Annotated in this window: 15 protein-coding genes; 12 read left to right on the top strand and 3 right to left on the bottom strand. The window is 40.8% G+C overall.

The annotated features are described in order from the left end of the window. Positions 1 to 5 precede the first annotated feature (5 nt). A complete protein-coding gene (mlaF, locus tag PR833_RS13250) occupies positions 6 to 809 on the bottom strand; it encodes a phospholipid ABC transporter ATP-binding protein MlaF (protein WP_004925466.1) in 804 nt (267 codons plus the stop codon). Positions 810 to 1292: 483 nt separating this feature from the next. Here mlaF and kdsD point away from each other — a divergent pair, with 483 nt between their 5' ends. From kdsD to rnk, 11 genes are all read left to right on the top strand, one after another. Further along, positions 1293 to 2261, top strand: coding sequence for an arabinose-5-phosphate isomerase KdsD (kdsD, locus tag PR833_RS13245; RefSeq protein ID WP_014657575.1), 969 nt, complete (start codon positions 1293 to 1295; stop codon positions 2259 to 2261). A gap of 12 nt (positions 2262 to 2273) precedes the next feature. Further along, positions 2274 to 2834 carry a 3-deoxy-manno-octulosonate-8-phosphatase KdsC gene (kdsC, locus tag PR833_RS13240; protein ID WP_272526205.1) on the top strand — a complete coding sequence of 187 codons (561 nt, stop codon included), beginning with the start codon at positions 2274 to 2276 and terminating at the stop codon, positions 2832 to 2834. A 15-nt stretch (positions 2835 to 2849) separates the two neighbouring features. Next, complete coding sequence (gene lptC / locus PR833_RS13235; RefSeq protein WP_004925475.1) at positions 2850 to 3443, top strand: LPS export ABC transporter periplasmic protein LptC; 594 nt, start codon at positions 2850 to 2852, stop codon at positions 3441 to 3443. Continuing rightward, complete coding sequence (gene lptA, locus PR833_RS13230; protein WP_004925478.1) at positions 3427 to 3975, top strand: lipopolysaccharide ABC transporter substrate-binding protein LptA; 549 nt, start codon at positions 3427 to 3429, stop codon at positions 3973 to 3975. Before lptC ends, lptA begins: the two co-directional genes overlap by 17 nt. Before the next feature lie 5 nt (positions 3976 to 3980). After that, a complete protein-coding gene (gene lptB, locus PR833_RS13225; protein ID WP_004925481.1) occupies positions 3981 to 4706 on the top strand; it encodes an LPS export ABC transporter ATP-binding protein in 726 nt (241 codons plus the stop codon). Between the two features lie 45 nt (positions 4707 to 4751). After that, entirely contained in the window at positions 4752 to 6197 is a 1446-nt protein-coding gene (rpoN, locus tag PR833_RS13220; RefSeq protein ID WP_272526204.1) for an RNA polymerase factor sigma-54, read from the top strand. A 22-nt stretch (positions 6198 to 6219) separates the two neighbouring features. Continuing rightward, a complete protein-coding gene (gene hpf / locus PR833_RS13215) occupies positions 6220 to 6507 on the top strand; it encodes a ribosome hibernation promoting factor (protein ID WP_004925485.1) in 288 nt (95 codons plus the stop codon). A 260-nt stretch (positions 6508 to 6767) separates the two neighbouring features. Continuing rightward, complete coding sequence (ptsN, locus tag PR833_RS13210) at positions 6768 to 7235, top strand: PTS IIA-like nitrogen regulatory protein PtsN (protein ID WP_004925489.1); 468 nt, start codon at positions 6768 to 6770, stop codon at positions 7233 to 7235. 168 nt (positions 7236 to 7403) lie between these two features. Continuing rightward, a complete protein-coding gene (gene rapZ, locus PR833_RS13205) occupies positions 7404 to 8255 on the top strand; it encodes an RNase adapter RapZ (protein WP_004925493.1) in 852 nt (283 codons plus the stop codon). Next, on the top strand, positions 8255 to 8527 hold the full coding sequence (gene npr / locus PR833_RS13200) for a PTS phosphocarrier protein NPr (RefSeq protein ID WP_004925495.1): 273 nt from the start codon (positions 8255 to 8257) through the stop codon (positions 8525 to 8527). Before rapZ ends, npr begins: the two co-directional genes overlap by 1 nt. A 188-nt stretch (positions 8528 to 8715) precedes the next feature. Further along, positions 8716 to 9126 carry a nucleoside diphosphate kinase regulator gene (gene rnk, locus PR833_RS13195; protein ID WP_004925498.1) on the top strand — a complete coding sequence of 137 codons (411 nt, stop codon included), beginning with the start codon at positions 8716 to 8718 and terminating at the stop codon, positions 9124 to 9126. 196 nt (positions 9127 to 9322) lie between these two features. On the opposite strand, the gene pmbA is transcribed toward rnk, so the two are convergent. Next, positions 9323 to 10663 carry a metalloprotease PmbA gene (gene pmbA, locus PR833_RS13190; protein WP_014657572.1) on the bottom strand — a complete coding sequence of 447 codons (1341 nt, stop codon included), beginning with the start codon at positions 10661 to 10663 and terminating at the stop codon, positions 9323 to 9325. Between the two features lie 173 nt (positions 10664 to 10836). Between pmbA and yjgA the strand changes: the two genes are divergently transcribed. After that, positions 10837 to 11382, top strand: coding sequence for a ribosome biogenesis factor YjgA (yjgA, locus tag PR833_RS13185; RefSeq protein WP_004925504.1), 546 nt, complete (start codon positions 10837 to 10839; stop codon positions 11380 to 11382). Between the two features lie 56 nt (positions 11383 to 11438). On the opposite strand, the gene PR833_RS13180 is transcribed toward yjgA, so the two are convergent. Further along, the gene (locus PR833_RS13180) at positions 11439 to 12995 is read right to left on the bottom strand and encodes a leucine-rich repeat domain-containing protein (RefSeq protein WP_181710224.1); all 1557 of its coding nucleotides are present in this window, start codon (positions 12993 to 12995) and stop codon (positions 11439 to 11441) included. Positions 12996 to 13119 lie beyond the last annotated feature (124 nt).

Below are 13119 nucleotides of genomic sequence, written 5' to 3'. Positions count from 1 at the left end.
TTATTTTACCCTAATAAATCAGCCAGATAATCATTGGCGGGGAAACGGAACGGTACAGGCCCGTCAGCAATACCATCTAAAAACTGCCTAACACGCGGGTCTTGGTTGTTACGTAGTTCATCCCCCGTTCCTTTCGCAATCACATGCTGCTGAGCCACAATATAGGCTTTATCCGCAATGCTCAGTACTTCAGGAACATCATGAGAAACCACAACACAAGTCACGCCTAACGCCTGATTAAGCTCATCAATCAATTTGACCAAAACTCCCATCGTAATGGGGTCTTGCCCAACGAAAGGCTCATCAAACATGATCAGTTCAGGATCAAGTGCAATCGCTCGAGCTAGTGCAGCTCGTCTTGCCATCCCGCCTGATAACTCTGAAGGCATCAATTTCGCAGCACCACGCAAACCAACCGCCTCTAGTTTCATCATCACCGTTGTGTGGATCAATGACTCAGGTAAGTTGGTATGTTCACGCAGCGGAAATGCGACGTTATTGAACACATTCATATCCGTAAACAGCGCACCAGACTGGAAAAGCATGCTCATCTTTTTACGCGACTGGTACAATTTTGAACGTGATAACGCTGGAATATTATCACCATCAAACCAAATTTCACCTTGTTCTGGGCGTAACTGACCACCAATGAGACGTAATAAGGTGGTTTTACCAATCCCTGAAGGCCCCATAATTGCCGTTATCTTACCGCGTGGTACGGTTAGGTTAATATCCTCGAATATTTTCCGACTACCACGGGTAAAAGACATGTTACGTACTTCAATTAAGTTGTCTGTCTGTGCTTGCATTTGTTTGATAGCTCATTACACCATGAATTTTGTCTTTTAGACGCACCAAGAGCACGATCTTACAGAAAGATAAACCGAAAATCGTCTAATATCGCATCTGATTGTATTTATAGTATTATAACGTTCGAAATATGTCTGTTGATGTTCAAAATGTGTATTTATATAACTAAAAGGAACATAAAACAGTTCAACGACTTATAGTTAACCAGATTTTTACGCAATTAAAGCAGATAGCTCTTAGACTTTAAAAATTTGTTATCGTTTGAGAATACTAAAGTTTATCATCTTTTATTTGGTTTATGATGCTAATAAATGCAAAGCGCTCTTTGACTTAAGTTTTTGTTAATCACAACACCGTTAGTATTCATTAAAGTACAATGAATATTCGACTAATTTGACAAAGCACTTACTGATAGTAAGTATTCGTTATACAATTCGCGCTCGCTAATCCGATTAACTGAAAAGCTACGCATGGAACAGAAAATGTCAAACATCGATTTTCAGCAAGTAGGCAAAGAAGTTCTCCATATCGAAAGTGAAGGCCTAAAAAACTTAGAACAATATATCAACGATGACTTTACTCACGCTTGCCAGCGCATTTTTGCCTGCCAAGGGAAGGTTGTTGTGATGGGCATGGGGAAATCGGGACATATTGGGCGAAAAATTGCAGCAACATTAGCCAGCACAGGTACCCCTTCTTTCTTTGTTCACCCCGGAGAAGCCAGCCATGGTGACTTAGGGATGATCACCAATAAAGATATTGTATTGGCGATTTCTAATTCAGGAGAGTCAAGTGAGATCCTTGCGCTGCTGCCTGTTTTAAAGCGAATTAAAGTTCCGCTGATCTGTATGACCAATAATCCCAATAGCAGTATGGGCAAATATGCAGATATCCATCTATGCATCAAAGTACCAAAAGAAGCTTGCCCACTGGGACTTGCACCAACCACCAGTACAACAGCAACGCTGGTAATGGGGGATGCTTTAGCTATTGCGCTACTGACGGCAAGAGGCTTTACGCCAGAAGATTTCGCCCTTTCCCACCCAGGTGGCGCACTAGGGCGCAAACTTTTACTACTAGTTCGTGATTTAATGAACGTTGGCGATGATATTCCGCATATTCCTCAAACAGCAACGTTACGTGAAGCTTTAATTGAGATTACTCGCAAAAAATTGGGTATGACGGTTATTTGTGATGACGAAATGAATATTGCTGGTATTTTTACCGACGGTGATTTGCGTCGTATTTTCGACATGGGCATCGATCTTAATAATGCCAAAATCGCCGATGTAATGACCCGTGGTGGAATTAGAGTGTCACAGAATATGCTAGCAGTAGAAGCACTCAACCTAATGCAGTCTAAACATATTACTTCGTTAATGGTTGCTGAAGGTAATAAATTAGTGGGTGTCTTGCATATGCACGACCTCTTACAAGCAGGCGTGGTATAAAAAGGAATGATTATGGATCCGCACTATCAGGATACCTGTTATGGCCCAGTCGCCGAGACAGTATTGCAGAAAGCCGCTAAAGTTAAATTATTAATCTGTGATGTCGATGGTGTTATGTCTGACGGACTGATTTATATGGGTAATAACGGCGAAGAACTCAAAGCCTTCAATGTCCGTGATGGATACGGTATTCGCTGCTTACTCACCTCTAGTATCGAAGTGGCGATTATCACCGGTCGAAAAGCCAAATTGCTTGAAGATCGCGCGAAGACATTAGGGATTACATATCTTTACCAAGGTCAAAGCGATAAGCTTTTGGCGTATCATGAACTGTTAGATACACTGAAGATAACAGAAGAAGAAGCGGCCTATATTGGGGATGACCTTATTGATTGGCCTGTTATGGCAAAAGTTGGGCTATCGGCAGCGGTTGCTGATGCACATCCATTATTACTACCAAAGGCAGATTACGTCACACGTCTTGGTGGGGGTAAAGGGGCGGTACGTGAACTTTGCGACCTCATCCTTCTAGCGCAAAATAAACTGGAAGAAGCTAAAGGCTTATCGATTTAAAGAATAAAGACACCCATGAGTAACGCTAAAAAGTGGTTAATTATCCTGTTATCATTGATAGCACTTGGTCTGATCGGCTGGAACCTTGCCGGTCTTGACACAGACACGCCCACAAACAGTGTCCTTGATAACAGCCAACCTAATTATCAAACCGATGATTCAGTGACATTTGTCTATAATCCAGCGGGTGATTTGGCCTATAAATTAGTATCAGATAAAATTGATAATTATACGGCTGAAAAAATCACTTGGTTTGCTAACCCTGTTTTAACAACATACAACGAAGTCGGTGTACCCACTTGGACTGTACGGGCGCTAAAAGCCAAGTTAACAAATGATAGAGTGCTCTATCTGTATAACGATGTACAGGCCGATAGTTTAAGCCCGGATTCCCAAATCCAACGGATTTCAACCCAAAGTGCCGTCGTTAACCTGATAACACAAGATGTTTCATCAGATGACAAAGTCACTATTATCGGGCAAGGCCTTAATTCTACCGGTCTAAAAATGCGCGGTAACCTGCGCTCAAGAACCGCAGAGTTAATTGAAGATGTAAAAACACATTACGTGCTACAAAAAGAAGAGCAAAAAAATGAATCAAGTAAATAAAAAGCGTTTTATTCAAGGAGCCGTTGCCAGCGCAATTTTTGCTCTTAGCGTACCAGCTTCTGCATTAAAAACTGACACGCAACAGCCAATGACGATTAATTCAGTCAAGCAATCCCTTGATTTAGAAAAAAATGTCACCACATTTACTGATGATGTCGTTATTAAGCAAGGCTCTATTGATATCCGAGCAAATAAGGTGGTTGTGACGCGCCCTAGCAGTAATTCAGATAAAATTACGATAGAAGCGTTTGGTAACCCAGTGACCTTCTATCAATTACAAGATGATGGTAAGCCAATTAAAGGCCGAGCGTCAAAAGCACGCTATGAGGTGGATAAAGAGCTCCTCACATTAACTGGCAATGCTTATCTTGAGCAGTTAGACAGTAATATTAAAGGTGATAAGATCACCTATATCGTGCCAACGCAGCAAATGGAAGCGTTTAGTGACAAAGGGAAACGTGTCACGACAGTATTATTGCCATCACAGCTACAAGAAAAAGGCCCAGCGGCAAACAACGGAAAGAGTAAATAATCGTTATGGCGACATTAACCGCAGAGAATCTGGCAAAAGCCTATAAAAAACGCAAGGTCGTTGAAGATGTTAGCCTTGAGGTGAAATCTGGCGAAATTGTTGGTCTTTTAGGCCCTAATGGTGCGGGAAAAACGACCACCTTTTATATGGTCGTCGGCATCGTCCAGCGGGATGCAGGCAAAATTACCATTGATGGTGAAGATATTAGTCTCCTTCCGCTTCATGAACGTGCGCGCCGTGGTATTGGCTATCTTCCTCAAGAGGCGTCGATTTTCCGTCGTTTGAGTGTTTATGATAATCTAATGGCAGTGCTAGAAATACGCCATGACCTCAACACTGAGCAACGCAAAGAGCGTGCAGAAGAGTTAATGGAAGAATTTAGCATTACCCATTTGCGTGATAGCATTGGCCAATCGTTGTCTGGTGGGGAACGTCGCCGCGTAGAGATTGCTCGTGCATTAGCAGCAAACCCGAAATTTATTCTATTAGATGAACCGTTTGCAGGTGTTGACCCGATTTCGGTATTAGATATTAAAAAAATTATCCAACATTTACGTGATTATGGCTTAGGAGTACTCATCACTGACCATAACGTACGTGAAACGCTCGATGTTTGTGAAAGAGCCTATATTGTCAGTCAAGGGCACTTAATTGCTCATGGCACACCTGAAATGATCCTAGAAAACGAACAAGTAAAACGGGTATATTTAGGGGAAGGTTTCCGGTTGTAAGTCATTGGTTAAGCATTCAATTGAGGTGGAGATAAAAGCACATTCATGAAGCAAAGTTTGCAGCTCAGAATCAGTCAACAACTTGCAATGACTCCTCAATTGCAACAGGCTATCCGTCTGTTGCAACTTTCTACGCTTGAGCTACAACAAGAGATCCAACTCGCCCTAGAAACTAACCCGCTTCTGGAACAAGAAGAAAACGCCTCTGACTTAGACTCCCTTGATAGTCTCGATATTCATACTGACAGCAGTGAAATCGATACTAAAGATGCCCTTGAAAAAGGTGATATGCCAGATGAGCTTCCTTTGGATGCGAATTGGGATGAAATTTATACTGCGGGTACGCCATCGGGTACAAATAATGACTATAGCTTTGATGAGTTACCCGTCTATCAAGGGGAAACCACACAAACGCTGCAAGACTATTTGTTATGGCAATCTGAATTAACGCCTTTTACAGACACAGACAGAGCGATTGCTACCGCGATTATTGACTCAATTGATGATTCTGGCTATCTGACAACGCCAATAAAAGAGATCCACGAAGGTATCAATAACCCAGATATCACACTTGAAGAAGTGGTCGCTGTTTTAAAACGCATTCAGCATTTTGATCCGCTTGGTGTGGCAGCACAAGATCTGAAAGAGTGCTTATTGATCCAGCTATCCCTTTACCCAAAAGATACTGACGGGCTAGATGAGGCTCGGTTGATTATTAGTCAACATATTGATTTACTGGCTAATCGTGATTTTCGCCAGCTCAGTAAACTCACCCGTCTAAAAGAGGATGCTTTAAAAACCGCTATTGACCTGATATTGACGTTGAACCCTAAACCGGGCCAATCTATCAATACCGGAGAGTCGGAATATGTTATTCCCGATGTTTTGGTGAAAAAAATCAACGGGCACTGGCAAGTTGAATTAAATACAGATAGCATCCCTAAATTAGGTATCAATAATCACTATGCTTCTTTGATAAAAGATTCAGTGAACGAAAGTGATTCACAATATATTCGTAGTCACTTACAAGATGCCAAATGGCTGATAAAAAGCTTAGAAAGCCGTAATGAAACTTTGTTAAAAGTGGCGACTTGTATTGTAGAGCAACAACAAGAATTCTTTGAGTTCGGTGAAGAGTACATGAAACCCATGATATTGGCAGATATTGCTTATCAAGTGGATATGCACGAATCAACGATTTCGAGAGTGACAACTCAAAAGTTTCTCCATAGCCCGCGAGGAATTTTCGAGTTGAAGTATTTTTTCTCTAGCCACGTCAGTACCGATACAGGAGGTGAAGCCTCTTCAACGGCAATACGTGCGTTAGTGAAAAAACTGGTTGCTGCTGAAAACCCAGCAAAACCATTAAGTGACAGTAAATTGACAAGCATGCTAGCCGAACAGGGCATTCAGGTTGCACGTCGAACTGTCGCTAAGTACCGTGAATCGTTATCTATTCCGCCCTCAAACCAACGCAAACAGTTGGTTTAATTGATAAAATAAGGAAGGTTGTATGGAATTTCAGATTACTGGACACAATATTGAAGTCACCCCTGCATTACGTGAAACTGTTGAGAAAAAGATCAGAAAATTGGAACAATTGTTTGATCGCATTAACGGTATTCAAGTCATTCTGAAAGTTGAAAAAGTTCAGCAAATTGCTGAAGCAACTGTGCAGGTTAATGGTGCTGAACTCCATGCGTCAGCGGAAGAAAGTGATATGTACGCTGCAATTGACCAACTGGTAGACAAACTGTCACGCCAATTAACTAAACATAAAGAAAAACTGAGACAACACTAATACATTTATGGTGAAATCACAGGTTGATTTCAGGCCTTCACCAGACCTTCAATGTTTAGTGGCGGTCATTAGGGATTGTAAAAATAAGCGTCGAAAGCCAAACGGTTGGTTTTCAACGTATGAAACAACGCGAACAACAGTATGCGTTCTCAGTTTGTTAACAACAATCCCAAATCATACTGTGGTGTATAACTAATAAATGGCTTAAACCAGATGGTGGCATACACCATCTGGTTTTGTAGTCCTAAGTGAACAATAAAATGAACAGTGATATAGAAATCCAATTAAGCGCCGTATTATCTTCAGCTTGTACACGCAATAACCTTACTTGTACTAGTAAAAAAAGAGCACTTGAGATTATTAGTGAACTGGCTGCCGCAGAGTTGGGATTACCGGAAAACACGGTATTTGAAGCTTTACTCACCAGAGAAAAAGTAGGAACAACAGGTATTGGCGGAGGAATCGCCATCCCTCACGGCAAGCTAGCAGAAGGTGAACATACACAAGCTGTTGGTGTTTTTTTGCATCTGGAAGAGCCAATCGCCTTCGATGCCATTGATAACCAACCTGTTGATCTGCTTTTTGCGCTATTAGTGCCCGCAGATCAGTGTAAAACGCATCTACACACTTTATCATTAATCGCGAAAAAATTAGCCGACAAATCTCTTTGTAAGCGTCTGAGATCGGCACAAAGCGATGCAGAGTTATATAGTATTATTACTGAGTAGCCTATAATTAAATAACTTCGTCATCACAGGGTTACATGTCTATGAAATTTTGATATTTTCTATATAGCTGTACTGACATAGACTGTGATGTTCTGATAAGTAAGCAAACGATCTATTCAACTATCGGGGTCCTATGATCACCGAAAAGAAACAAAAGGGAGTTAGCTCATGGTGCTGATGATTGTCAGCGGCCGTTCCGGTTCGGGAAAATCCGTTGCCTTACGTGCGCTGGAAGATATGGGTTTCTATTGTGTGGATAACCTGCCGGTTGTGCTGCTTCCAGAACTGGCCAATTCACTCGCAGATCGTAATATTTCAGCTGCTGTGAGCATTGATGTGCGTAATATGCCTGACAACCCAGAAATCTTTGAAGAGGCTTTAGGTAGATTACCTTCTAGCTTTTCGCCGCAATTGCTATTTCTGGATGCCGATCGCAACACATTAATTCGCCGCTATAGTGATACTCGTAGATTACATCCACTTTCGAGCAAAAACTTGTCACTTGAAAGTGCTATCGATGAAGAAAATGAGCTTTTAGAGCCTTTACGGTCACGCGCTGATTTAGTGATTGATACCTCAGAAATGTCAGTCCATGAATTAGCCGAGATGCTCAGAACACGTTTGATGGGTAAACGTGAACGAGAGCTAACCATGGTATTCGAATCTTTTGGTTTCAAACATGGTATTCCTATCGATGCAGACTATGTTTTCGATGTGCGCTTTTTACCGAACCCACATTGGGATCCGAAATTGCGCCCAATGACAGGCCTCGATCGCCCTGTTGCCGCATTCCTCGATAGGCACACAGAGGTACACAACTTTATTTATCAAACACGTAGCTACCTTGAATTATGGCTGCCTATGCTTGAGACCAATAACCGTAGTTACCTCACGGTGGCAATCGGCTGTACCGGAGGGAAACACCGTTCGGTCTATGTCGCTGAGCAATTAGCTGATTACTTCCGTTCTCGTGGTAAGAATGTACAATCTCGCCACAGAACCCTAGAAAAACGCAAGTAATGACCTTAAAAGCGACAATCACATTAAAAAACCGGCTTGGTATGCATGCTAGGCCGGCAATGTTACTTTATGAATTAGTTAAAAAATTTAACTCTAAGGTTATTTTACGCAATAATAATCAGATTGAGGCTGAGGCCGATAGCGTTATTGCGATGTTGATGTTAGACTCAGAGCAAGGAAGTACCATTGATATTGAGGTTAGCGGCCCTGATGAGGATCAGGCTTTATCCGCGATTATTAACCTGTTCGAAAGTGGATTTGATGAAAGCTAGTATAATCCACCATTTATTTATGAACTAAATATCAATAATTTTACAAGTATTGGCTCAAAGATCGTGATCATGATCTCTTCCTTTTGGAGCTTGAAGAGCCTAATATTTTATACAATTTTATCACAGCGACACCCCCTACCTTATTGGGTGGGGGGTGTTTGCTTTGTACGTCTCTATTGGAGTGTGGTATGACAAAGCCAACAATTATTATCAATGATTTAGATGCAGAACGCCTAGATGCACTGTTGGAACAAGCAGCTTATGCGGGTACCCCAGTTGCTGACGCACTGAATGATGAACTTGATCGTGCAGACATCCTGTCACCACAGGAAATTCCTGCTGACGTCGTCACAATGAACAGTACGGTGCGTTTTCTTGATTTGATTAGCAATGAAGAACGCACACGCACTTTAGTTTACCCAGCCTCTTTAAAAGATAGTGCTGAGCAGCTCTCTGTTATGGCGCCAATCGGTGCGGCTTTGCTTGGTCTGCATGTTAATGATGAGATCAGTTGGGCATTGCCTAATGGTGTTGAAACACGCGTAAGAGTACTCGAAATTATTTATCAGCCAGAAGCCGCGGGTGAATACCATCGTTAATGGTATAAAATCGCCTAACTTAGCAATAACATCAATGTATTAAATAAGCAGGCTGACGTTAACAGAATAAAAAATGGGTTTTCCACGATAGGCTTTGCAGGCAAAGCGCTTGAAGCCACTTTATCAGGCAAAAAATAAATCTATTCTGTTTATTGATAAGGCACTTCAAAAGGAGTGCCTTATTCATTTGAGCAAATTACTCTCCCGCAATACTCATTTCAGGTAACAATACAGAGCCACACTGAATATTACTGCGAGTTTCAATATCATCGGCAATCGTGACGATATTTGCCCACATATCTTTTAAATTACCTGCTATTGTGATCTCGCTGACAGGATATTGGATCTCACCATTTTCCACCCAAAAACCGGAAGCACCACGTGAATAATCTCCGGTGATCCCACTGACCCCTTGCCCCATCAGTTCAGTAACAACCAGTCCTGTTCCCATTTGTTTTAGCAATGCTTCGAATGACAGCCCCTGACCAGCAATACGCCAGTTATGGATCCCTCCAGCATGCCCTGTACTTTGTAAGCCTAACTTTCTGGCTGAATAAGAGGTCATTAGCCACGTTTGCAACACACCATTTTCAATAATATTGCGCTCAGTGGTGCGAACCCCTTCACTGTCGAATGGCGATGACGCTAATCCACCGATTAAATGCGGCTGTTCAGTGATGGTTAACCAATCAGGTAAAATTTGCTTACCTAAGCTATCGAGTAGAAAAGAAGATTTGCGGTAAATACTACTTCCACTAATTGCCCCAACAAGATGACCAAACAACCCTGTCGCCACTTCAGCAGCAAAAATAACAGGTGCCTTCATCGTTGGCAGCTTTCTCGGTGAGAGGCGTGCCAATGTACGACGAGCGCACTCTTGCCCCACCCATTCAGGCGATTTCAAAGCACTTAAGCTGCGCCCGATGGTATAAGCATAATCACGTTCCATTTCACCATTTTGCTCTGCGATCACACAACTCGACATCGAATAACGGCTTGAGCAATAGCTTTGTAGCATACCGTGAGAGTTACCAAAAACCCGCACGCCATAATGACCATTAAAGCTTCCCCCTTCCGTATTCACAATACGCGGGTCAACCTTAAGTGCCGACATTTCCGCTTGTGACGCCAATTTAATTGCTTCTTCAGGAGTGATATTACTGGCTTGGAATAGTTGTAAATCAGGGGCATCAAAGGCTAATAGTGACTTCTCAGCAGGGCCTGCACATGGGTCTTCCGATGTGTAACGGGCAATGTCTACCGCAGCTTGCACTGTACGCTCAATCGCTTCGGGGCTTAAATCTGTTGAAGAGGCGCTCCCTTTACGTTGGTTGTGATAAACGGTGATCCCAAGTGCGCCATCACTATTGAATTCAACATTTTCGACTTCTCCTTGACGGGTACTGACACTAATTCCAGTGCTTTTGTTCACAGCAACTTCAGCGGCATCACAACGACTTTTTGCAAAATGAAGCGCCCGTGCAACCGCCTCTTCTAAATTTTTACGTTGTTCGCTGACTTGTTCAGTTAAATTCATCGATTCAATCCACATAAAATGGGGGAAACCCGGCTTTTTTTACACCAACTCACAAATGTCGGGTGTCATCAGGGCTTTTTCCCAGTTACAATACATAATATATGAATGTTAACATCCACAACGCGGCAGGTCATGCAATTACACGCTGCGTTCTGTAAAAAGGAAATCGATATATGGCCAAACAGCCTGAAGACTGGCTGGATGATGTCCCAGCGCCGCAAGATGAAGACGATGATGAGATCATTTGGGTCAGTAAAAGCGAAATTAAACGCGATGCTGAAGTTCTCAAAAAACTGGGGGCCGAACTTGTTGAATTAAGCAAAAATGAACTTGAGCGCATTCCACTTGATGCTCAGTTACTCGATGCCATTGAACTGGCACAAAAAATCAAGCGTGAAGGCCGTCGTCGCCAACTACAATATATTGGTAAGTTGCTACGCTCTCGAGACGTTGACCCCATCACAGAGGCTTTAGATAAACTGAAAAATCGCCATAATCAGCAAGTTGTTATTCTGCATAAGCTTGAAGACCTGCGTACACGCCTTATTGAAAATGGTGATGATGTTATCGAAGAAGTCGTTGCTCTGTTTCCCCATACAGATAGACAACAACTTAGGGCATTGGTACGTAACGCTAAAAAAGAGCGTGAAGGCAATAAGCCACCAAAAGCCTTCCGCCAAGTTTTTCAATATTTAAAAGAGCTGTCCGAAAGCGCTTAAATCACCATCCCCTATACCACTCACAATATGCTATAGGGGATGATGTCAAAAATAGATTAAAAACTAACCCCTAAACATTGCCTTGCTTCTTTTATATCAACTTCATATTCACCCATAATGAATTTTTTAAGGTTCTCTCTGAGTACGATTGCATCAATAATTGTTTGATCTTCTAAGACACTATCAATAACCAATGTATTCCAATTTTTGACGGCTAATAGTGCTTGAGCCACCTGATTACCATAGAACGGATTATCACTCTTTAGAAAATTAGCGATATATTGTAGCTTAGGAAGTTTTTGTAAAATATTGATATGACTTTCTTCCATATAGAGAATTGAAAAAGAGAGTTTTTTTAATTTTTTTAACTCAGAAAACTCATCAGGTAGCCATCTCATTTTATGATTATAACTCATATCCAAGTGTGTAAGATGTGTTGACTTGGTTAATGCAATTGGAAAAGTATCCATTAGACAATGGCTGATATTCAGTTCATATAATTTGGGTTGTGGTGCAGTAATATTGATATTTGCATTACCCGATAGCAGTAACACCTTTAAACTTTGAAGTGCTTTATCGATAAGAAATAAGGTTTCTTCATCTTGAAAACCAAGATCTAAATATTCTAAATTGACTACCTGATATAAAATACAAGGGAACTCGGTAAAATTACAATGGCTTAACAGCAGTTTTTTCAGTTGATTGAGTACAGGTAGTCTTTCGGGTAAACTTGAAATAGTGTTAAAACTTAAATCAATGGATTCTATCTGATTGATATTTAATATATCTATTGGAAATTCAGTCAACGAGCAGCACGCTAAATTAATGGATTTTAAATGGTCAGTCTGCATGCCCTTCAACGATAATTTTTTTAGCGGATTATTTGATAAATCTAGCTCTTTAATATTTTCAAGCTGAAATATTTCTTCGGGTATTTCTGTAAGATTTAGGTTAGACAAATTAAGTTTAGCATTTTTTGATGCTTTAAACTTATCTATTGCCTTCTGAACTTGACTTACTATATTACCATTTTTCTTAATCGAATTACCTTTTTTTATCGCCTCAATGATTTTATCTATTTTGATATTTTCTTCGGCGTCATCATAATACTTTCCAGATAATACGTCTTTTGCATGATACCTTAAATCTTGGAAACCTAAAAAGATACCTTTACTCCCCTTATCATAGATTGAAAAACAGTGGTCATCCGAAATAATATATTCCGCTGTGACTTTACCTGTTATATTTATCACTCCATGATTATAAATTCCTATCATGGTTTGCTCAACGGTCACATCCCCCTTGATGATAATACAAGCTCCCCCAAATGCTATGTTCTTAGCTGATACATTCCCTTTTACAATAACGGTTGGACCATAATCTACATTACTTTGAGTTAACGCATTTTCGATAATAAGGTCTTTTTCAAAAAGAATAATAGTCCCTCCCATCTCGTCTATATCATCAATTTCTAAAGAGTCCAATGTGACACTTTCTTTGACCCGTAAAAGTCGACCGTTATAATAATCCTCAAGATAACTAGGTAGAAACTCGAGATGGTATTTTTTAACACAATCGGAAAAACTGATGTTTATTCTTTCAAAAAAATTCATTTCCCTTACCTTATTTAGCATTATTTTATTATAATAAATCTAGCTTTAGTCATAAATATTCAATTATCATTAACCTTGCGATAAATGTAAAATGATTAAACCCAATAACAGTAGAATAATCATT

It is taken from the genome of Providencia sp. PROV189 (genome assembly GCF_028480065.1).
GTDB classification, from domain to species: Bacteria; Pseudomonadota; Gammaproteobacteria; order Enterobacterales; family Enterobacteriaceae; genus Providencia; species Providencia stuartii.
This window is presented reverse-complemented; position numbering and strand designations above follow the sequence as displayed.